The 21,306-nt window shown below is 42.7% G+C and carries 20 protein-coding genes; 6 read left to right on the top strand and 14 right to left on the bottom strand.

What is annotated here, in order from left to right; all coding sequences use genetic code 11:
- The first annotated feature begins 147 nt into the window (after positions 1–147).
- Positions 148–2,502 carry a nitric-oxide reductase large subunit gene (locus P3X63_RS10640; RefSeq protein WP_026587275.1) on the top strand — a complete coding sequence of 785 codons (2,355 nt, stop codon included), beginning with the start codon at positions 148–150 and terminating at the stop codon, positions 2,500–2,502.
- Positions 2,503–2,589: 87 nt separating this feature from the next.
- On the opposite strand, the gene ric is transcribed toward P3X63_RS10640, so the two are convergent.
- Positions 2,590–3,303 carry an iron-sulfur cluster repair di-iron protein gene (ric, locus tag P3X63_RS10645; protein ID WP_026587276.1) on the bottom strand — a complete coding sequence of 238 codons (714 nt, stop codon included), beginning with the start codon at positions 3,301–3,303 and terminating at the stop codon, positions 2,590–2,592.
- A gap of 158 nt (positions 3,304–3,461) precedes the next feature.
- Between ric and P3X63_RS10650 the strand changes: the two genes are divergently transcribed.
- From P3X63_RS10650 to P3X63_RS10665, 4 genes are all read left to right on the top strand, one after another.
- Complete coding sequence (locus P3X63_RS10650; protein ID WP_026587277.1) at positions 3,462–3,833, top strand: DUF1360 domain-containing protein; 372 nt, start codon at positions 3,462–3,464, stop codon at positions 3,831–3,833.
- 401 nt (positions 3,834–4,234) lie between these two features.
- Complete coding sequence (locus P3X63_RS10655; protein WP_026587278.1) at positions 4,235–5,785, top strand: cellulase family glycosylhydrolase; 1,551 nt, start codon at positions 4,235–4,237, stop codon at positions 5,783–5,785.
- A gap of 100 nt (positions 5,786–5,885) precedes the next feature.
- Positions 5,886–6,140, top strand: a complete 255-nt coding sequence (locus P3X63_RS10660) for a YnfE family protein (protein ID WP_026587279.1) — start codon at positions 5,886–5,888, stop codon at positions 6,138–6,140.
- A 24-nt stretch (positions 6,141–6,164) separates the two neighbouring features.
- A complete protein-coding gene (locus P3X63_RS10665; RefSeq protein ID WP_026587280.1) occupies positions 6,165–6,671 on the top strand; it encodes a GNAT family N-acetyltransferase in 507 nt (168 codons plus the stop codon).
- Between the two features lie 164 nt (positions 6,672–6,835).
- On the opposite strand, the gene P3X63_RS10670 is transcribed toward P3X63_RS10665, so the two are convergent.
- The 10 genes from P3X63_RS10670 to P3X63_RS10715 all read right to left on the bottom strand — a co-directional run bounded on the left by P3X63_RS10670 (position 6,836) and on the right by P3X63_RS10715 (position 17,981).
- Positions 6,836–6,949, bottom strand: coding sequence for an immunity protein YezG family protein (locus P3X63_RS10670; protein ID WP_277692829.1), 114 nt, complete (start codon positions 6,947–6,949; stop codon positions 6,836–6,838).
- Positions 6,950–7,023: 74 nt separating this feature from the next.
- Complete coding sequence (locus P3X63_RS10675; protein ID WP_277692830.1) at positions 7,024–7,581, bottom strand: TetR/AcrR family transcriptional regulator; 558 nt, start codon at positions 7,579–7,581, stop codon at positions 7,024–7,026.
- Positions 7,582–7,603: 22 nt separating this feature from the next.
- On the bottom strand, positions 7,604–8,782 hold the full coding sequence (locus P3X63_RS10680) for an MFS transporter (RefSeq protein WP_277692831.1): 1,179 nt from the start codon (positions 8,780–8,782) through the stop codon (positions 7,604–7,606).
- A gap of 528 nt (positions 8,783–9,310) precedes the next feature.
- Positions 9,311–9,805, bottom strand: a complete 495-nt coding sequence (locus P3X63_RS10685; protein ID WP_026587283.1) for a DinB family protein — start codon at positions 9,803–9,805, stop codon at positions 9,311–9,313.
- Between the two features lie 508 nt (positions 9,806–10,313).
- Positions 10,314–12,914 (bottom strand): phosphoenolpyruvate synthase, encoded by a 2,601-nt coding sequence (gene ppsA, locus P3X63_RS10690; protein WP_277692832.1) that lies wholly within the window; start codon positions 12,912–12,914, stop codon positions 10,314–10,316.
- A 230-nt stretch (positions 12,915–13,144) separates the two neighbouring features.
- Entirely contained in the window at positions 13,145–13,666 is a 522-nt protein-coding gene (locus tag P3X63_RS10695; protein ID WP_277692833.1) for a DUF2812 domain-containing protein, read from the bottom strand.
- Between the two features lies 1 nt (position 13,667).
- Positions 13,668–14,003 (bottom strand): PadR family transcriptional regulator, encoded by a 336-nt coding sequence (locus P3X63_RS10700; RefSeq protein WP_277692834.1) that lies wholly within the window; start codon positions 14,001–14,003, stop codon positions 13,668–13,670.
- 185 nt (positions 14,004–14,188) lie between these two features.
- Complete coding sequence (locus P3X63_RS10705; RefSeq protein WP_277692835.1) at positions 14,189–15,592, bottom strand: right-handed parallel beta-helix repeat-containing protein; 1,404 nt, start codon at positions 15,590–15,592, stop codon at positions 14,189–14,191.
- Positions 15,593–15,788: 196 nt separating this feature from the next.
- Complete coding sequence (gene brnQ, locus P3X63_RS10710) at positions 15,789–17,129, bottom strand: branched-chain amino acid transport system II carrier protein (protein ID WP_277692918.1); 1,341 nt, start codon at positions 17,127–17,129, stop codon at positions 15,789–15,791.
- Between the two features lie 444 nt (positions 17,130–17,573).
- On the bottom strand, positions 17,574–17,981 hold the full coding sequence (locus P3X63_RS10715; RefSeq protein WP_026587289.1) for a hypothetical protein: 408 nt from the start codon (positions 17,979–17,981) through the stop codon (positions 17,574–17,576).
- Positions 17,982–18,347: 366 nt separating this feature from the next.
- On the opposite strand from P3X63_RS10715, the gene P3X63_RS10720 reads away from it, so the two are divergent.
- Positions 18,348–18,737, top strand: coding sequence for a MerR family transcriptional regulator (locus P3X63_RS10720; RefSeq protein ID WP_077736696.1), 390 nt, complete (start codon positions 18,348–18,350; stop codon positions 18,735–18,737).
- 35 nt (positions 18,738–18,772) lie between these two features.
- Here P3X63_RS10720 and P3X63_RS10725 read toward each other — a convergent pair whose 3' ends face one another.
- The 3 genes from P3X63_RS10725 to P3X63_RS10735 all read right to left on the bottom strand — a co-directional run bounded on the left by P3X63_RS10725 (position 18,773) and on the right by P3X63_RS10735 (position 21,228).
- Positions 18,773–19,027: an HPr family phosphocarrier protein gene (locus P3X63_RS10725; RefSeq protein ID WP_077736695.1), complete on the bottom strand. Its 255-nt coding sequence runs from the start codon at positions 19,025–19,027 to the stop codon at positions 18,773–18,775.
- Positions 19,028–19,377: 350 nt separating this feature from the next.
- Positions 19,378–20,433, bottom strand: coding sequence for an enoyl-CoA hydratase/isomerase family protein (locus tag P3X63_RS10730; RefSeq protein WP_277692836.1), 1,056 nt, complete (start codon positions 20,431–20,433; stop codon positions 19,378–19,380).
- A gap of 15 nt (positions 20,434–20,448) precedes the next feature.
- Positions 20,449–21,228 carry an enoyl-CoA hydratase-related protein gene (locus tag P3X63_RS10735; protein ID WP_026587292.1) on the bottom strand — a complete coding sequence of 260 codons (780 nt, stop codon included), beginning with the start codon at positions 21,226–21,228 and terminating at the stop codon, positions 20,449–20,451.
- Positions 21,229–21,306 lie beyond the last annotated feature (78 nt).

A 21,306-nucleotide genomic window follows, 5' to 3' on the forward strand; every position in this document is an offset into this window, starting at 1 on the left:
CACCGCACCATCAGGCTTTCCTTTGATAAGGGGAGCCTGATTTTTTGAATTCACAAATCTGCCATCTTTTAAGTGATCTGGTTCACAACCGGTACTCTCAATATCCAGTATCTTAGGACATGCAAATTGAGAAAGGAGTGAACCATCATGGAAATTCAAAGGGAGACGGTACCCGAGAAGAAGACGGCAAAGAACGGCTTTTTGAAATCTGTTCTCGTGTTTACGCTGATTGTGAGTTTTTCGGTGCTGTTATTAGGGGGCTATTGGATATTCAAGACCCTTGCGCCAAGACCGCTTGAAACATCAGCCCCAAACGGAGAGGTGCTGATGACAAAATCGTCCATCAAAGGCGGGCAGGCCGTTTTTCAAAAATATGCGCTGATGGATTACGGAACGATTTTAGGGCACGGATCATACATGGGGCCTGATTATACAGCAGAAGCGCTGAAAATCTATACGGAAGGGATGCAGAATTTTAAGGCGGAGAAGCGGTACGGAAAGAGCTTTAAACAGCTGTCTGAAGAAAAACAAAACGTGATCCGTGATCAAGTCATTCGCGAAATGAGAAAAAACCGCTATGATTCAGCTTCCGACAAGCTGCAGCTGACAGAGGCGCAAGTCTATGGTTTAGAGCAGGTCCGCGCCCATTACCGTAAAGTGTTCACAGAAGGCGACGGCTGGGGGCTTGAGCCCGGGCTGATCAAGGAAAGCCATATGCCGAGTCATGCTAGAGCATGGATCGACAGTGAGGACCAGATCACACAGGTTTCCGATTTTATCTTTTGGACGGCATGGCTGTCCAGCACGTTAAGGCCCGGCGATGACATAACGTATACGAACAACTGGCCGTATGATGAAGAGGCCGGCAATACGATGTCTTTCGCCGCGGTTTGGTGGAGCGGCGCCAGCGTCACGATTCTCATTTTATTTATCGGCATCATTTTATTCGTGTTTTACCGTTATAAGCTTGGGATGAAGGAAGCTTATCAGGAAGGGGCGTTTCCGGTTTTTGATTTGGAAAAGCAGCCGCTTACGGCGTCACAGGTTAAAACCGGGAAATATTTCGCCGTCGTTTCCGTGCTGTTTTTTGTTCAGGCGATGCTCGGCGCATTACTTGCCCACTATTATATCGAGCCGGACAGCTTCTTTGGCATCGATTGGATCAGAGAGCTTTTACCTTTCAACATATCAAAGGGATTCCACCTGCAGCTGGCGATCTTTTGGATTGCGACATCATGGCTTGGCATGGGCATTTTTGTGGCTCCGCTTGTCGGCGGCCGGGAGCCGAAGCGGCAAGGCTTGTTTGTCGACATTCTGTTTTGGGCGCTGATTGTTCTTGTCGGCGGAAGCATGGCCGGTGAATGGCTCGGAGCAAAAGGCTATCTAGGGAACAATTGGTTCTTATTCGGCCATCAAGGAATGGAGTATATCGAGCTCGGCCGTTTTTGGCAGATCATTCTTGCGCTCGGCATGCTGATCTGGCTGTTTATCGTTTTCAGGGGCATTAAGCGCGGTTTAAAAAGAGAATCTGATAAAGGCGGCTTGATTCATTTGCTGTTTTATTCGGCCATCGCCATTCCGCTGTTTTACGGCGCCGCCTTTATGTTCAACCCGGGCACAAGCATCACCATGTCCGATTTTTGGCGCTGGTGGATCATCCATTTATGGGTGGAAGGGATTTTTGAAGTCTTCGCCGTCGTCGTTATCGGCTTTTTGTTGGTGCAGATGAATTTGGTGACGAAAAAGTCAACCGTAAGAGCGCTCTATTTTCAGCTGATACTTCTGCTCGGCAGCGGTGTGATCGGCATCGGCCATCATTACTATTACAATGGATCATCAGAAGTATGGATCGGTCTCGGGTCTGTCTTCTCATGCCTGGAAGTGATCCCGCTGACCCTGCTTGTTTTGGAAGCGTATGAACAATATAAAATGATGCGGGATGGAGGACATCACTTCCCGTATAAAGCGACATTCTGGTTTTTGATTTCAACCGCGATTTGGAATCTTGTCGGTGCGGGGGTATTGGGCTTTTTGATCAACCTGCCCGCCGTCAGCTATTTTGAGCACGGCCAGTTTTTAACACCGGCCCATGGACACGGAGCGATGATGGGGGTTTACGGCATGTTCGCGATTGCCGTATGGCTGTACACATTGCGCAATATCGTCAAGCCTGAGCGCTGGAATGATAAATGGCTGAAAATCGCCTGCTGGACGCTTAACATTGGCCTGTTCGGCATGGTCTTTATCAGCCTGCTTCCCGTCGGTTTCCTCCAATTGAAAAAAGCATTTAGCGACGGCTATTGGAGCTCACGGGCGTCCGCATTTTTGCAGCAGGATGCCGTGCAGGGGCTATTGACATGGCGGGCTGTTCCCGACACCATCTTTTTAATCGGGATTGTCCTGCTCGTCGTTTTCAGCGTCAAAGCATTGTTTCATCTCCGCAAACCAACACATGGGGAAGGAGAAGAACTGCCGGTTAAAGACATTGCCTCAGAGGATTAAAAAGAAAGGACAGAGGATCATCAAATCCTCTGTCCTTTTTCACGTGTATAGAGAATGAAAAAAAGACAGGATGCCCTGTCTTTTTTCTTATCGTTTGGCTTCGGCCGCTAAACGAGGGAATAAAATGTTATTTTCTAAATGAATGTGCTGAAAAAGGTCTGTTTCCAATTCATCGAGCTTTAAGTAAGTCAGTGTGTATGTGGTGCACGCGCCTTCAGGAAGTGTATAGTCGCTGGTCACTTTCCGCAGTTCCTTTAAAATGTTGCCGCATGATGCATGCTCTTGTTCCAGGGTGTCGATCGCTTCGACGGCCTCGGTTAAATAGGCTTTATCGTTTGTCTCTTCGAAAGCGGTGATTTTCGGGAAAATCTGTTCTTCTTCCTGGATCAAATGGTGCTCCAATTCAGCTTTCAGCTGATGGAACAATTGATGAACCCGGCCGAGCTCAGGATGATGGATCCCATGAACGCGGTATACCTTTGTAACAAATCCCGACAACTCAGGCAGCACGTCGTACAGATAGGCATGATGGGTCTGGACCACGTAGTCAATCAGCCGGGAATAAGGGGCTTCGCTCCAGTTCGTTTCTTGTTCATTGAGAGCTTTTGTCTCTTCGTATAAGGTGTTGATTTTCGTTAAGATCTCTTCTTCATTTAGGTTTTGTTCCTGAATCGCTTCTGCAATCGGGCGGTTTCCTCCGCAGCAAAAATCGATGCGGTATTCCTTCAGAATCCGGCTCGCTCTTGGAAAACGGGTGACAATCTCGCCGGTTTTGGTGTTTTGGTCAAATACTGTGTCCATCGTAAAAAACCTCCTGGAGCTAGATTGATGTTACAGGTTCAATGTAACGTGTTTTCCAGGAGAAAATCGTGATGTATATCACATTTTCAAAAAATCGGGATAGAAGCGGGGAGGATTCGGGAATAGCTATAGATAACTTACGGATTTGGAGGCCCAAGATGGAGGATATATCCTGGCTAACGTATATCATGCTGATCCTTGCCAGCTACCGACTGACCCATTTGATTGTCTTCGATAAAATCACGGAGTTCATCCGGAAACCGTTTATGAAGAAAAAGAAAACGATCGATGAACAGGGGCATGTCGACACAAAAAAGGTGCCGAAATCAAACTTCGGCTATTTGTTGAATTGCTATTGGTGCGCCGGCATTTGGTGCGCCATCATCATCGGAATCGGCTATATGCTGATGCCGAAAGCGAGCATTCCGTTCATTTTGATTTTGTCGGTAGCCGGGGCACAGGCGATTCTTGAAACGTTTGTAGGTGTCGGCACAAAACTGGTCGGTTTTTTATCCGATTTCAAAAAGTAAACTTTCCTTTTCTTTCAGGGCTTAGAAGAGGAGGGTTTATTTTTTGAGACATGCGGCGATGGTTTGATCTTTTTATAGCGCTTTTCTCCCGAATAGTTTTTTTTGAAACCAAACATTTTTATTATTCTGATTCTTATAATTGGGAATTAATAGATAAAGGATGTGTAAAGTCCTGAAGGTTAGCAGTGATGAATGCCGTTTTCTAGCATTACGGCCTCCCAATAAATACGAAAAGAGGAAATAGATAGATTTTTAAGGATTCAAAAACAAGAAATATGGTTGATAGACAATCCATCCAGAGGTTTTTTACAATCAGTTCGTGCTTAAAGTGAGAAGAGAGGTGAGAAACGCTCGCAGAAAAAGCATATTCTAAATCAAATGGAGGAAAAAGAATGTCATCAATCAAACGTTCTGTTTCTGTTTTTGTCACATGCTTCATGATGGCGGCGCTTGTCATCAGCGGTGCATTTGTTCCAGCGGCATCAGCAGCAGCGAAAACGCCTGTTTCTGTCAACGGCCAGCTTAAGCTGAAAGGGACACAACTCGTCAACCAAAATGGAAAAGCGGTGCAGCTGAAAGGCATCAGCTCCCATGGTCTGCAGTGGTACGGCGATTATGTCAACAAAGATACGTTAAAATGGCTGAGAGACGACTGGGGCATCAATGTGTTCCGCGCGGCAATGTACACGGCAGAGGGAGGATATATTGATAATCCGTCTGTTAAAAATAAAGTGAAAGAAGCCGTTGAAGCGGCAAAAGAGCTTGGAATATATGTCATCATCGACTGGCATATTTTAAGCGATGGCAATCCGAACCAAAACAAAGCGAAAGCAAAAGAATTTTTCAAAGAAATGTCTAGTCTTTACGGCAATACACCAAATGTCATTTATGAAATCGCAAACGAGCCGAACGGCGGTGTGAACTGGAACAGCGACATCAAACCTTACGCGGAAGACGTGATTTCGGTCATTCGCAAAAATGATCCCAATAACATCGTCATCGTCGGGACAGGTACTTGGAGCCAGGATGTCAACGATGCGGCAGACAACCAGCTGAAAGACGACAATGTCATGTATGCGCTCCATTTTTACGCAGGTACGCACGGTCAATCGCTGCGGGATAAAGCAAACTATGCGCTGAGCAAAGGAGCGCCGATTTTTGTAACCGAATGGGGAACAAGCGATGCTTCCGGCAATGGCGGGGTATATCTTGACCAGTCACGCGAATGGCTAAAATTCTTGGACAGCAAGAAGATCAGCTGGGTCAACTGGAATCTGTCGGATAAACAGGAGTCGTCAGCCGCTTTAAATCCGGGCGCATCTAAAACCGGAGGCTGGTCAATGTCTGATTTATCCGAATCCGGAAAATTTGTAAGGGAAAACATCCGCAGCACAAGCAATCCAGACAATTCATCTGAAGATACCGATTCTGATTCAGGCTCAAAAGGTTCTGATCAGAAAAATTCAGACCGTGACCAAACAGATCAAGGCAGCAGCACCGAGAAAAATGCAATCGCTGTACAGTACAGAGCGGGGGACGGCAATGTGAACGGAAATCAGATCCGTCCGCAGCTCAATATTAAAAACAACAGCAAAAAAACGGTGTCGCTCAAAAATTTGACCGTCCGCTACTGGTATAAAGCGAACAACAAAGGACAAAATTACGACTGCGACTACGCACAGATCGGCTGCAGCAGCATCAAGCACAAATTCGTGAAATTGAACAAATCTGTAAAAGGAGCAGACACATACCTCGAACTTGGCTTTACAAACGGTACACTGTCTCCAGGAGCAAGCACCGGGGAAATCCAGATTCGCCTCCACAACGATGATTGGAGCAATTATGCGCAAAGCGGCGACTATTCATTCTTAAATTCAAACACGTTTAAAGATACAAAAAAGATCACATTATATGAAAACGGAAAGCTGATTTGGGGCACTGAACCTAAATAACGGCATTCTTGACGGACACCGGTACTTGGTGTCCGTTTTCATGTATATTATAATATAAAGCATGAGGAATTTTTTTGAAAACATGAAAGGAGGTGGATGCATGGATGAAACATTGCAGCATTATATGATGCTTGTGAAGGAAAACCGCGACATCATCAATGGACCAGACTACACAGGCAAAGATCAAGATATTGAAAAACGCCAAGAGCAAATCAAGCTTTATACCAAAAAACTGCAGCAAGGCTTTTCAACAGATGATGACTACGATGAATTTGCCGATGCCGTCATTAAATGCGCATACGGGGACATCACAATGGAAGAATTAGAAACGGTTTATCATGAACTTACTAGATAAATTTGGATAAAGGAGAGGAGACTCATGACACAAATTGTCTTACGTACAGAACGGCTCATTTTGCGGAAAATGGCCATTGATGATGCCGACAACCTGCTTGAAATCTTTGCAGATCCGAAAGCGATGGAATATTATCCGTCAACAAAAAATGAAAAACAGACATTACAATGGATCGACTGGACGCTGGGAAACTATGAAAATCACGGAGTCGGCCTATGGATCGCAGAACATAAACAAACAGGCGAATTTTTAGGCCAATGCGGAATCGTTCCTCAGGAAGTTGAAGGAGCAAGCGAAATGGAAATCGGCTATTTATTTAAAAGGCCCGTGTGGGGCAACGGCTATGCAACCGAAGCTGCCGCAGCATGCAAATGCTACGGATTTGAGTCACTTAACCTGAAAAAGATCGTTTCTTTGCCTGATGCGAAAAATCTGCCGTCCAGAAAAGTTGCCGAACGAATCGGCATGACGCTTGAAAAGAACATATATAAATGGGGAAAAGAAATTGCTTTTTATACGGTTTATCGCTAAATTTTTCATTCTGTCTCACTAACATAAGTATACTTTGGTATTGAGACATAATCTCATTAAATTCAATAACTTCCGAGAATATATATTATGTAAACTAAGAAACAGAATCATCATTTAATTTAGCTGTAACAAAACCCCCTACTCAATACCATAGGGGGCAAACGTTATTCTGGTTGGAGTCCTAAATTTTTATATTTCCAAATGATTTTCCTTATATGGTCGTTGGCTACAGATAAGTCCTCATAATCAAATTTGAACTTACCGTCGCTTTGGATCATCTCTGTACATCTTCAAGTTCAAGAATTTCTCCATAAATGAATACCTTTGACCATGATTCCAGTAACAGATGCACCTACAACAGTCCGCGCCAAAAAATATCAAATGAGATCTCTAAAGACCGTTCAAATGATTGTTTGTTTTCGTACACCAGTTGAATGTTAAGCCCGTCATAAAGCGTAATAAATCCTATCGCGCACTTCTCCGGCGGACAGTTCACATCCGATTCCTTGAAAACATTCGCTATCCGTTCTTTTAAAGTATGCAAATATAAAAGGTATTGGGCTGAAATAAAATCACTTACTTCAGCAGGTGCTTTAAAGGACATTGCCTGCAAAAAAGCTACATTTGGCAATGCATGAAAACGGACTTGGTTTTCTTTTAAAAAGTCATATATTTGACTCTTTGCGGATGTATGTTTTCGGGAATCGAAGTATTCATTGATAAATGAAATTTCCTCTCCAACAATCTCGGGGTATATTTCCATCAGCAATTCTTTTTTTGATGAAAAATGATAAGCGAGAGATTGTTTTCTGATTCCCAACTCTTTTGCAATATGCGACATTTTGACTCCCTCATAGCCCAATTCATTAAATTGGCGAACCGCTGTACGCTTTATATTCTCTCTGGTCAATATAGCGTCCTCCCCTCCATTTTTAGGCTGTTTTTCTCTTCAAGAAGATATATAAAATATATAATAAAACAAACAGCAGGTACATGAAAATAGCGGCAATATAGATCTCACGATAGGAATAAACCGTTGCAACCAAACCTAATAATAAGGAGCCTCCGCCAATTCCCATATCGAAAAAGTTAAAGAACGTTCCCATTGCATCCTCATGTTCATGCTCTTCCACAAGGTTTATACACCATGTTTGGATGGCGGGAAAAATTGAGCCGAATCCAAAACCGTAGCATATAGCCGCTGTAAAAAACATTGCATTTGTTTGTGCGAAATATAATATTGACAGCCCTGCTATTGAAAATAGCGAGGCGGGAATAAGGATGGCGGCAGCTCCGTATCGGTCAAATGTTCTGCCGGAAATGAGCCGTATAAAAAAACTGGCTCCTGCAATCAAAAAGAAAAACATCCCGACACTATGAAACCCCTTTTCAATTGCATAGAGCGAAAAGAAAGACATAATTCCAGATGCAGCAATACCAACGAATAAAATAAGAATTGACGGAAACAGTACACGTTTTTCCAATACTTTTAACTTTACAGTTCCCTTTCCGCCAGTGCCAGTTGTTTCCGGCTGTCTGCGCACGAAAACAGCCATAAGTACCGCCAGCAAAAGAACGGACATCCCGCCTAAAAAAAGCCTTTGAAAATCATAAAGCTCCAGAGCCGCGATACCGATCATCGGTCCAACGGAAACTGCAATTGTCTCACCTACTCCAAAATATCCGATTCCTTCCCCTCTTCGCTCTTTAGGGATAATTTCGGCTGCGATTGTCGCAAAATAGGTCGTCGCCAATCCAAACCCGGCCCCATGTATTAAGCGAATCAATAATAAAACGCTGACATCAGGCGCCAGGTAATAGGCTCCTGTTGAGAAAGCGCTGATCACAATTCCTAAAATGAGCAAATATTTTTTATTGAACCTTAAAGCCATTGCCCCTGCAAAAGGACGAACAGCAATTGCAGAGATCATAAAAATACCCGTGACATAGCCGACTTGTTTTGCCCCTCCTCCAATAGCCGTCACAAACAAAGGCAAAGTCGGCAATAACATTTCAAATACCATAAACAAGAAAGCATTTGCAAGCGTCACAAAAACAAATGACAATGACCACATTTTTGCAGTATGTATTTTTTCTACATTCAATTCCATGGCTACCTCTCACTCACTGTTTTTATTTTTCTTCTCACGCATTGACTTTAACTGACCAAGGTCAGTTTGTAAATATAATTTTATAGAATTTAAGCTATTAATAAGCAGAATTTAAAAAATAAAACTTGATTAAACTGACTGTTGACAGATAGAAGTTGAGTCACAAAGGGTATCTTCCAATAAATAAAAAAGCTACTCTCAAAGAGTAGCTTTTGTTGGCGAGCTCTTCCTGCTCCGACTTCGTATCGACCAGCCGGGTGGCTGCGGCTCTTCTATTATAGTGCTCTGGTATAGTGCTCTGGGTGAGCTCTTTTTGTAGCTTTGAAATAAAGTTTGAGCAAAAATCCCTCATAGGTCCTTGTTTTACGATAAATAAGAAGAATCCATTTTGAAAAAAGATTGATCAAAATGGATTCTTCTTTAGCAGATTTAAGTTTGGTTTTTATAAAAAAGTTTGATCATTTTCTACCCATGTTGCTCAACACTCGCGCCTTATAATTGAATAACTGTAAAGCTAATGAAGCTTTTTTAAAAGCTGCGTTTCGCTGCCCAAGCTCCTTGCATTTTACTAAGGAATACAATTTGCCCAATATGATATGCGTCGTGCATTGCTAAACTCTTCAGTTCAAGCACTAATGAATTATCTTCTCCTGGGATCTGTCTATACAAATCTTCATGTTCTGATTTTGCTAGTATTTTTCCAAGTTCACGATGAACATAAAAGTATTCTTGTTTTGTTTCCTTCCAATTTTCTAACGTCTCAGTTGGTAATCGAAATGTAGATTCATTATTTTCTGCCTGTGGTTCATTCGCTGTTTCACCAATAAACCGCATCAGAAATCTCTTTTCATAGAAAAGTAAATGACAAACTAATTCCCAAATGGAATTCATTGCCCCATCAGCTGGTTTCCAAATTGCCTGTTCAAAAGTGATATCCTCTAGCACTTTTTCAAGTGGTGGAAACCAGTCTTCTTCATCTAAGCAGCTTGCCCATTGCTGTGACAAAAGTGTCTTTACATCCATTTTCTATTCCCTCCAAATTTAGTCCCTTCAGTAGATAATCCCTTTGGTCAAAACTTCATTTGCGGCGTGTTGTTCTGGCATAACTTACAATTTCAAGATGAACCATCTAATTACCTCCCTTACTCCACCAAAAATATAATTTGAAAAAAGATTATTCGGTGTATGATCTCTGCGGGCTTAATGACCGTGAATCTCAAATTTTAGGTAATACGGCGTTACCGATCATCATGTACATAAAATTCTGTCAATCGTACATCATGGATATATAATTCTGTCATTTTTAGTGACAGAGTTGTTTATCCAAAAATTAAAAAACTCCATAAATAATATGGAAACGAATTAGATGGTTCTTAACACTAATAACGACAAAGAAAGTTTTCGACAATTTCAAATCTAGGCTTTCGGGGAGAAATATCGTTTGAAAATGTCTGAGCTTTTTTTCAAGCAGGATTCCTGCGAGTAAAGTGAATTTTTTACTCTCGTTTTCCTTAGCTGCAATAGACAGCCATTACAATATTTCGATATACCCTTCTGTTCCATGAACGCGAATTCGTTGCCCATCCTTTATCAGCTGGGTGGCATTCTCTACTCCGACTACTGCCGGTAACCCATATTCGCGGGCGATAACGGCTCCATGGGTCATCAATCCGCCGACTTCGGTGACCAGGCCTTTTATGGATACAAACAATGGTGTCCAGCTAGGATCGGTAAAAGAGGTGACTAATATATCTCCAGCTTCCAGATCAGCATCTTCCATGTTTAAAATGACACGGGCTCGCCCCTCTATCACTCCGGAGGAAACAGGCAGACCTGCAATCGCTCCGGACGGGAGATGTTCTCGTTTGTACTCGCCTGTAATGATTTCGCCATCAGACGTGATTACACGCGGCGGAGTTAGTTTTTCATATAATTTGTACTCGTCTTTTCGTTTGCTGATGAGCTGGTCATCTAATTTTTTTGTGCGTACGACTTCGTGAAGTTCTTCAAAAGTGAGATAGTATATATCTTCTTTTTCATGAATAGCGCCTACTTCTACAAGTTGTTCGGCTTCTTTCAGCAAAGCCTGCTTATAAACGAAGTAGCGATTCACCATGCCGTATTTTGGATATTCCCGATACCCGCTGAAATTCCGGATGAGGTCGATCATTCGTTTTGTTTCTTTGGCTTTTTGTTCACCATCCGGCAATTGCTTCAACCGATCTAATAATTCTTGTTCTTTCTTCAAAGCTTCCTGCCGTCCTTGCTCAAATTTCCGATGGCTGGCATTAGGCTCAAAGTTTTTGACATGATTAAGAATCATAGGGACAAGTGTAGTTGGTTTTTCGCTCCATCGAGTTCTAGTGATATCAATTTCTCCGGCACATCGCATTCCGTATTTGTTGAGATAAGCGGAGATAGCGTCTTGGATTTCCTGTCCACCTTCAAACTGAACCAGCTCATCCAAAAAGTGATCATCTTTTACATGCTGTAAATAAGCAATTACTTCTGGATAAGGACGTATCACATCTGCGACGTCCAGCAGCGCAAGACCCATTTCTGAAGTAATATTATGGGGTACAGATTGAGAAAGCGTATCTGCTGCGTTTTTTTCACCTAACCACTCGTTCATTTTTTCGTTAATCCATGATGAAGCATTCATAGCAGCTTGAATCACAACCGAACTTTTTGGGTGAAATAAAATCTTCTTTAATTCCTGGATATCTTCCAGAATAAAACTAAATAAATCCGACCCTGATTTCGTTTGGATGTTTTGTTTTAACTCTTCTATCGATGTTTGACTGCTCTTCATCAAATCAGAAACGATTGTCGGATCGTTTTCAGCTGGAGCCGGCATATCTGCATTGCTTCTGCTGGGATTCGGTGTTGTGTTATCATTTGGTATCGACTTAATGAAATCTCGTCGCTCAATTATGGTCGTAAGTGCGTCTTTTAAGAGCGGATCGTGTTGTCCCATGCTATTTAATAAAAATTGTCTGCTGTCAGGTGATGCCAGATGATGTGTAACATCAACAAATAACCTTCCACCAGCTTTACGCATGGGTGCAGAAGTCGTCAGCAGAAAAAAAGACAATCCCAGTGGTTTTATGGGATCCGTCATCATTTGTTGATGACCGACAGAGATATAGACGTGATTGTCTTGATCGCTCGCTTCAGGGATGGGATATAAAGTCGTTATTGGCCGACTCTGGACAATATAAAATGTATCGTGGACCAAACACCATTCGATATCTTGCGGCTGGCCGAAATGAGCTTCGATCTGTCTTCCGATGCGTGCCAGTTGTAAAATTTGTTCATCAGTCAGTATTTGCGTCTTTTGTTGATCAGGAGCGATCTGCCGTGTTTCTGTTCCGCCTTCTTTTCGTCCATAGATCGCCAATTTTTTGGTTGCTATCCGCTTACCCGTGATTTCTCCTTCCTGTACTTTATAACCATCGGAAGATACCAAGCCGGAGACCAGCGCTTCTCCGAGTCCAAAACAGGCATCAATCGACAGCAGCTTACGGTTGGAAGTTATCGGGTCAGCGGTAAATAAGACTCCTGATGCCTGTGGGAAAACCATCCTTTGAACGATAACAGATAAATAAACTTGACTGTGGTCAAATCCATTTTGCATACGATAGATGATTGCGCGATCTGTAAATAGGGAAGCCCAACATTTGCTGATATGCTGCAAGATGGCTTCTTTTCCGATGATATTTAAATAGGTGTCTTGTTGACCGGCAAAAGAGGCATGTGGTAAATCTTCAGCCGTTGCACTGGAACGCACGGCATAAGCATGTTCATCGCCAAATTGGGAGAGATAGTGGGCAACTGCTTTCACCACATCGGCTGGGATTTCTGTTTCCATAATGAGTCGTCGAATCTTCCTGCTGATTTCACCAATTTGATCTCGATCTTCCGCTTTGAGCATTGTTAATTGATCCACCAACGCTTGGAACGTTTCGTTTTGTTCGACCGCTTTTTGATATCCCGCTGTTGTGACACAAAATCCTTCTGGTACTTGTAGTCCTTGAATTTTTGATAATTCCCCTAAATTTAACCCTTTTCCCCCAACGAGTAAAAGCTGTGTTTTTTCCATTTCGTGAAAACCGAGAACCAAAGAACTCATTCTGCATCTCTCCTTCTAAAAAAAATTTGACATGAGCTTTGCGACGTGATACAATTAAAATATAAAATGGGATATCTATAACATATAATCAGAAACGCACATCATCTGATTATATCATCACGTATGTTTTTATGCAATCTAAAAAGAACCTGGATAGTTTGACCAGGTTCTTTCTTCATTTCCCGCTACCATTGTTCGAGCGGCTCCGTTACTGCATCATCATCTAATTGTCACACTGATTTTCCCCATATTCCAAGCACCCTTCCTTTCGCTGCAGCTAACGTCAGGACAGACGGCAAGGTCACGAGGAAGCATGTCAAAGGCACCCACTTTGATATGCCTGTTATGTAATGAAGGATTGTTGCTAAGAGAGTTAAGCAAATCAAGACAATAGTGACATGTCGAACAGAAGTTTCGCTTCTCTTATACTTTTCAATCAGGGTTGATCGATCTGTATATATCGGAGCAGTCCCGGGCTCTGCAGCGAAGATATGCATTCCATGAGAAGAGCATACATGTGTCCACCCTCCGGCTTCAAACGTTTCTGTATATTCCTCAAAGCTGTCATCATCAATATCCTGATAGTCAATGCTGTATGTTACATTTTGCGGCTTGGCTTTTTTAAGTTTATAGCCCATAAATGCAAATGAGTCGAGCAGCCAGCCTTTGCTGGCCATATATTTGAGTTTCTTTATATCTTTTTCCTCTGAAAAAGCCAAGCCTTCGGACATAATATATTTTTTTTGTATCATGTTAATCCCCTTTCAATTGTTGAAAAGCGAGCTCCCCGTGTTCAGCCATCACTCTTCTGCGTTGAATTTCTTTCTTTAGCAGTTCTCGGCCGTGCAAGGTTGTTCGATACACTTTGCGGCGCGGGTTTTCATTGTTTACAAGTTCAATCATCTCTTCTTGAAGTAATTTCTTCAACAGGGTGTATAGTGTAGCCGGACCGATGATAAAGGAATGGTCGGTCATCTCCTCTATTTCCTTCATAATGGAATATCCGTGTTTTGGTTCCAGTAATGTTAAAACGATGTAATACGCTGGATCGGTGAACTGATCCATTTCTTGCGGACGCTGCTTAGGCAAGTGGTCACCCCATTTATTATATCAATTATTGATATATCATTTATAGATATAATAAAATTTCCCTTCCGATTTGTCAATACATCATGACTAAAAAACAAACACCAGGCAGCTGCCGGTGAATTCAATGTTATCCATAAATAAAAAAGCCCCCATAAAGGGGGATTCAGCAATTCAATTATTGCGCTTTACTTCATGACTGACCAAGCAGGTGAATCTGGATCCAATGTAAAGTCATAAGACTTCTCATCACGATACATCGGATCGGCATAAATCGATTCTTGATCTTGATTTGTTGCCTTTTGATATGATGAAAACGAGTCGTATTCATTCTTTTTCCAAATCCATAAGCCATCTTTACCGGCTTCCTTATGGTACACGTTATGGTTCACTATATTTTCGTCATTCTTCGTAAAATCGTTTGCAATAAATATTCGCGAATCACTTGCTGTCATGATGTTTTTTTCGATGTTGTTATTTTTTGTATCATATTGCAGCAAAAGCTGTCCGCCATAGAGACCCTTTGTATCATTACGGTACATAATATTGTGCGCAATGACGGAGTTGCTGGTGCCTCCCCGCTTGTTGTCGTATCCGCCGATTGAAATACCGGTATACGCGTTCTCATACACTGTGTTGTCGGTTATTTGAACATCGTCAGCATATTTCCCTCTATGTTCAGACGTTGCTTCAATGCCGATATCGTTTTCGTAGACGATGTTTTTCTTAATGTCAATCCTTTGTCCTCCATCGACATAGATTCCGCCCGCTGAGTAATCATCTCCATATGCGGGATTTCCGTAAGTCGAGTTATGATAAACTGTATTGTTTTCTACGACACCGTTGCGCACAAAATCGTTTTGATCGGCCGTTCCTTCATAACCGATCAGATCAATTCCGATGTTGTTATTGTCACGGACGACATTGCCGCTGATCGTGAAACCGTCAATGTTTCCGTTCAGCACGACCGCTTCACTCGCTCCGAGTGTCAGCTTTTCAACCGTATTGTCTTCGATCTTAATGTCTTTCATGCTGCCCGAGCCATAGACGGCAATTCCGTGGGCATTTCCGTCATCTGCTGTTGTCTTTATATCCCGAATATGATTGTTCTTCATGGTTATATGACTGCTGGAGCCTGATACATAAATTCCCATGGCGGTTGCTTCTTCAGATGATACAGACAGATCCTGAATCGTGAACCCGCTGATTGTAATGTTATGTTTATCATGAATATGAACGAGCGGTGTTTCATATTCTGCGTCTGTAACTGCTTCTCCGCTGATCACGACTTTTTCATTCTCATAGTTTCGGAATGTGACGGGGTTTTCGTCCGTCCCGCTGTGCTTCACATCAAGTGTTTCATGATATGTGCCTTCCCGAATCATGACGGTTGTGCCGGGGACAGCCTCTTTTGCGGCATGTGCCAATGTACGAAACGGCTTTTCTTTCGTGCCTTCATTTTGATCATTTCCATCTGGAGAAACATATAAGCAGTTTGCCGGTTCCGCTTCTTTCGCTCCTGTCTTATCGTAAGCTAAAGCGATGATAGCTGATAAAATACCTGCTGATAAAATAAAATACCATATTCTCATTTTCAGCACTCTTTTCTCTTTAATAATATGGATGACTATCACAATTATAGAATATCCATTTATGGAAAACCATCGCAAAAATATGAAAGGATCCCTCGGACTTCAGCGATGAGTGCTGCAACTGAACAAAAAAAGCCTCTGCTGCGCAGCAGAGGCTTTTATAAATATCGCAAATTCCGACCATTTGTTCATCGATTTAATTGAATTTTCCCACAGGGTGATTTTTCTTACGGAGCAAATGAATGAGGTAACCGCCTATTCCTCCCGCAAGCGCCGGGAGCAGCCATCCTAATCCTATGTTATACATCGGGAGAAACCGATTGAACACTTGATTGATAGCATCGATTTTTATGCCGGCAGCATTCAAGCCGTCAAAAAGGCTGATGATAAAGGTTAATATCAAACTGCCTTGATATACTTCCCTCCGCCCTTTAAATAAAGGGTGCAAAAATGTTAAAAATATTAAAGAAATCGCGATAGGATACAAAGTCGTTAATACAGGCATTGAAACATTAATGAGCTGTGTTAACCCTATATTTGCTACAAGGGTGCTGAATATAGATAAAGTGACCGCCATTTTTTTATAGGAGATGTTTAGGAACAATCCATGAAAAAATGAAGAGCACGCTGTGATCAGCCCTACACTCGTTGTTAGACAGGATACCGTAATCATCAAGCCCAAAAACACTGCACCATAGCTGCCGAAATAATAGGATGAAACCTTAGCCAAAACCGCGGCTCCATTTTCTAAAAGACCCAGTTTTTCAACGCTGGATGCCCCCATATATGAAAGGGCGGAATAAATAAGAGCCAGGAGTGCGGCAGCAATGGCTGTCGCTTTTGCACAAACGATCATGAGCTGTTTTTTAGAGGTGGCTCCCTTCTCTTTCATTGCATTCACAATAATAATTCCAAACACAAACGCGACAAGAGCATCCAATGTAAAATAGCCTTCTTTGAAGCCTTTAAAAAATACATTGGATGTATATCCTTCAGACGGCGCTTGAAAGCTTCCGATTGGCTGAATAATAGCGATCGCGACGAGCAATCCGATAAATGTTAATTTAATAGGTGTCAGAAATTTTCCAATGACATCAATAATTTTGCTTGGATTCAGGGATAGCAAGCATGCAACCGTGAAAAACAAAATTGAAAATATGATTAATGCCGCAGGGCCTGCATCATTTGATAAAAAAGGTTTGACTCCGATTTCAAACGATACATTACCGGATCTGGGAATCGCGTAAAAAGGGCCGATTGCCAAATAAAGGATGGTTGTAAATGCTATGCCAAAGAACGGATGTACACGGCTGGCCAATGATTGCAAATCATATTTGCCTGAAAAAACAAAAGCTGTGATTGCTAATAGCGGCAAGCCGACTCCGGTCACTAAAAATCCAGCATTGGCTGCCCATACCTTCTCTCCGGCCATTTGACCAAGCATAGGCGGAAAAATTAAATTTCCCGCACCAAAAAATAATGCAAACAGCATTAATCCGATAATGATAATAAAAGAATAAGGGATTTTTTTTGCCATCATAAGTCCTCCGATTTTTAGTACGTGCAACTGTTAGATCATTTAGTAGTTAATAGCTTTCAAAATAAATGTCCTGAATAGTCAGTAAATATTAAAAAAACGGCAATACTATCCCACTATAGTAGCTGTTGCCGGCATTGTCAAAGAATTAGTCAGTATAAAACGAAGCAAAATCCCTTTTAACGAGGCATATTTTAGAGGCGCATATGTTGATGGATTGCCGGCGATATGTTTTGGGGACACTCGATCATCGTGAGCGGCCATCGAAACGGTATGTTTGAATCGGCGGACATTGCCGGATAAAGCGAGGCGTATCCGGTGTGCGGCGGCTTTCCCCGCGGAGAGTCCCTGCCATGACAAAAAAACCTTGAACGACTATAGCCAATCAAGGTTTCGATAAGAGTGTTCCATATGATATTCAGAAAAAATGACGGGCCGCGGCAATTATTTTACTTCCACCAATAAAAATGTATATGTTGTGCCCGGTTGTTTGTTTGCCCAGTAAACCATGACCTCTACATTCCCTTTACCCAGTCCTTCGTAGTCCAGTGTGTTTCTGTCTGGATTAGCATACACATTTAGAGCACTCGAATCATCAACAGAAACATATAAATCTTCATTTGAAAAATCAATTGGAGCACCGCTCGTACTGCCACAATAGAGATTCCAATGGCCGGATTCGCCAACCTTAACTGTTGGTTGGTGATCATCGGGTACGATGAATGTTGGGCACTCACTTGGTGTTATGGCGCCGTCTGATGCAGCGTTTGCGGATGTGGCATGAAAGGATAGAACCATTGCGAAGGTCATAAACAGTGACAAGACATACTTGCTTAATCTTCCAGATTTCATGTTATCAACCTCCTAAATACATATTTTGTTAATGTGTACAAATATTGTAATAATCTATAATTTGGAAATTTTCAAGTCGCAGTCCAATGAATGATACGTCCGCACATCCCCCTTTCGTATTTCCTCCCGTAGGGCAGTATTCACATTTGCCGTCCGAGTTGCCGCAATTTCCTGTCCCTTAACCATCGCGGAAAGATTCATCTTCCCCATTCATCATAAGGGTCCTTTGTCCCTTTTGCTTTTTGGTCTTCTAGAGGGCTTGCTTTAAAGTGAACTTTAAGGTCTATAATCTATAATCATGATGGAGATTACAATATTGCTTGCTGACGCAGCCAATGTGTATTTTGTTGAGTTGGAGGTTATCAGATGGGGTATTCGATAAAAGAAGTTGCGGAAAAAGTAGGTTTGCCTACGCATACACTCCGATATTATGAAAAAGAGGGTCTTCTCCCCTTTATTAAAAGAGATGCCAATGGAAATCGTATTTTTGAAGAAAAAGATTTGTCATGGTTGGAGCTTGTGATATGCTTGCGAAAAACCGATATTGCGCTTTCGGAATTGCGTGACATTGTCAATTTAACTAGAGAAGGAGATTGGACCGTACCAAAACGCAAACAAATCCTTGAACAACATAAAGAAAAAATGCTTGAAAAACAAAGGGACTTGGATCGAGCCTTTATAAAAATCGATGAGAAAATCATCTACTATGACAGCTTAGAAAAAGAGTACCAGACAAAAAATGAAATGAAAAGCTGATGGTGAAATGGATTCATCAGCTTTTTTCTTTTGCATTACAAGTTTAAAAGAAATTTTTCCAAAGTCTCTTTTACGGCTCGCTCATCCGCTCCATTTATGATTAACGTGATTTTATCTCCTTCTTGAACCGCTAAATTTATGATTTCCATCAGGTCTTTCCCGTTTGCAGTCTGGCCGTTTTTAGCGAGTACGATCTCACTCGTAAATGCTGCAGCTTTGCGGACAAATAGAGTTGTATGCCTGGCTTGAAGACCCCGGGGAAGCCGAACGGCAGGCTTTGTGACCAACATTATATTTCACCTTATTTCTATTTTGATAAAGGCAGTTTCATTTACAGGATAAATCTTAAAGTCCGCTTTAACGCAAGGGGTTTTTTTAGGTGAATGAAGTATGGCGCCAACAACAGTGCCTTCACCACAAAAAACATTGAAAGGCGCACGGCCCATCAAGGTTTCTATGCTTACTCAATGAAAATTGAGAATCGCCATTTACATTGCAATAGAGCTGAAATCATGTATCTAAAGCTTTATTCGACAATCGGCGTTAATGAATCACCGTTCCAGATCTCGCCCTTGTTCAGCGTCCAGCAATGAACGATGTCTTGCATTGGAGAATATTTCCGCAAAAAAAGAGCTGACATCTAAAGGTCAGCTCGGGGGTGAAAAAACTGATTCACGGCATCATCGGTTACATCTGAAATGTGCCTGTACTGATAGTTCGGTGATTGATCGCGATCGATCAGCACGGACCGCACACCTTCGAAGAAATCGTGATGCTTCAAAAAGTTCTGGGCCAGCACAAGATCTGTGGCAAAGCATTCCTCCAGCTTTTTTTGTTTGCCGTCTGCCAGTTGTTTCAAGGTGATTTTCAATGAAAATGGAGACTTGGAGAGAAGCTGTTTTTTCACATTCAGACTAAAAACGCTCCCCTCGCTTTCGAGAGACTGGATGATCTTTTCCAATGTATCATGCTTAAAATGATGATCAATCGCGTTTTGTTCAGGAGCGAGCTTGCTCTCCTGGTGCGGTTTCGCTTGAAATTCGCCGATTAGCTGTTCCAGCTTTTCCTCGATATTGACATGCCTCCAATTCGTCTGCTCCACTTTTTGAATAAAGCGCTCTAAATCAACACTCGTCATATAGATGTCTGCGCCGTTCATATACAGCACATCAGCGGCATGGATGACAGACGCTGTTAATGCAAGATAGCGTCCTAAGTACCCGGGCGCTTTGTTTAAAAAGTAGGCTGCGCCGACATCCGGAAAGAAACCGATATTCATTTCGGGCATCGACCATTTTGTTCTCTCCGTCACAATCCGGTGGCTGGCCCCGTATGTCAGGCCTACCCCTCCGCCCATGACGATGCCGTCCATGCAGGCGATGATCGGCTTTGAAAATCGATAGACGGCCATGTCGACTTCATATTCTTTTTCAAAAAAACGCTCTGCCTCTTGCAAAGCTTGTTTTGATGACCGAGCTTCATAAAGTGCCTTAATATCACCGCCGGCACAAAGCCCTTTTGGTCCGCTTCCTTTGATGACGACGACAGAAACGTTTTGCTCTCTCTCCCATTCTTTTAATTGATCACTTATCACACGAACCATGTCATAAGAAAGCGAGTTGAGCGCTTTCGGACGGTTGAGAACGATCGTTGCTGCGCCGTTTTGATTAACGGAACACAAAACGTCATCTGACATCTGGATCCACTCCTTTTATGAATGATGAAACTCTGGTTTACGCTTCTCCACGAACGCGTGAATTCCTTCTTTGGCATCAGCGGTTAAAAACAGCTCGGCAAACCTTTTTCGCTCCCTTTCCAGCGCTTTTTCCATGCTTTCGTTTGCGCCCTGGATAATGCATTCCACTGCACGCATGACACTCGTCATGCTTTTTCCTTTTACAAATGACGAGGCGATAGCTGTTGCCGTCTTCAACAGCTCCTCACCTTTCACGGCCAGCTGGGCAATCTTCATCTCTACTGCTTCATCAGCTGAAAGCGTCCGGCTTGTGAGGATAAGATCGAGCGCAGCGGCTGTATCCGTGATCTTGCGGAGCCGCTGAGTACCGCCAAATGCAGGAATCAGGCCGAGCTTCAATTCCGGAAGACCGACTGTCGCCTCGTCAGATATGACTCTGAAGTGGCAGCTCATCGCCAGTTCAAGACCTCCGCCAAGAGCCGGTCCGTTGATTGCGGCAATGACGGGTTTTTTCAAAGCTTCGATTTCATCACAGAGCGCCTGGCCATCTTCTGCGAGCGCCAATCCTTGTTTTTGATCCCCTAATTTCGAAACGAATTCTTTGATGTCCGCTCCGGCCGCAAAGAAGCGGCCCTCTCCCGTGATGATGAGCGCTTTTGTATCTTCGTCACGGGCCAGTTCTCGAATCAGGGAGCGCAATTCAGCGATGCATGAAGAAGACAGTACATTTGCCGGCGGATTGTTCAATGTGACGGTTGTGATACCATGTTCTTTTTTCAGTGTCACGTATTTCATGATTGATCCCTCCAGTTTAAATAGAAAGATCCCTCTCAAGTCTTTATCCTGGAATTAGAGGGATCCTGCTTTGTCAAT

The organism is Bacillus sp. HSf4, assembly GCF_029537375.1.
Lineage (GTDB): Bacteria > Bacillota > Bacilli > Bacillales > Bacillaceae > Bacillus > Bacillus sonorensis_A.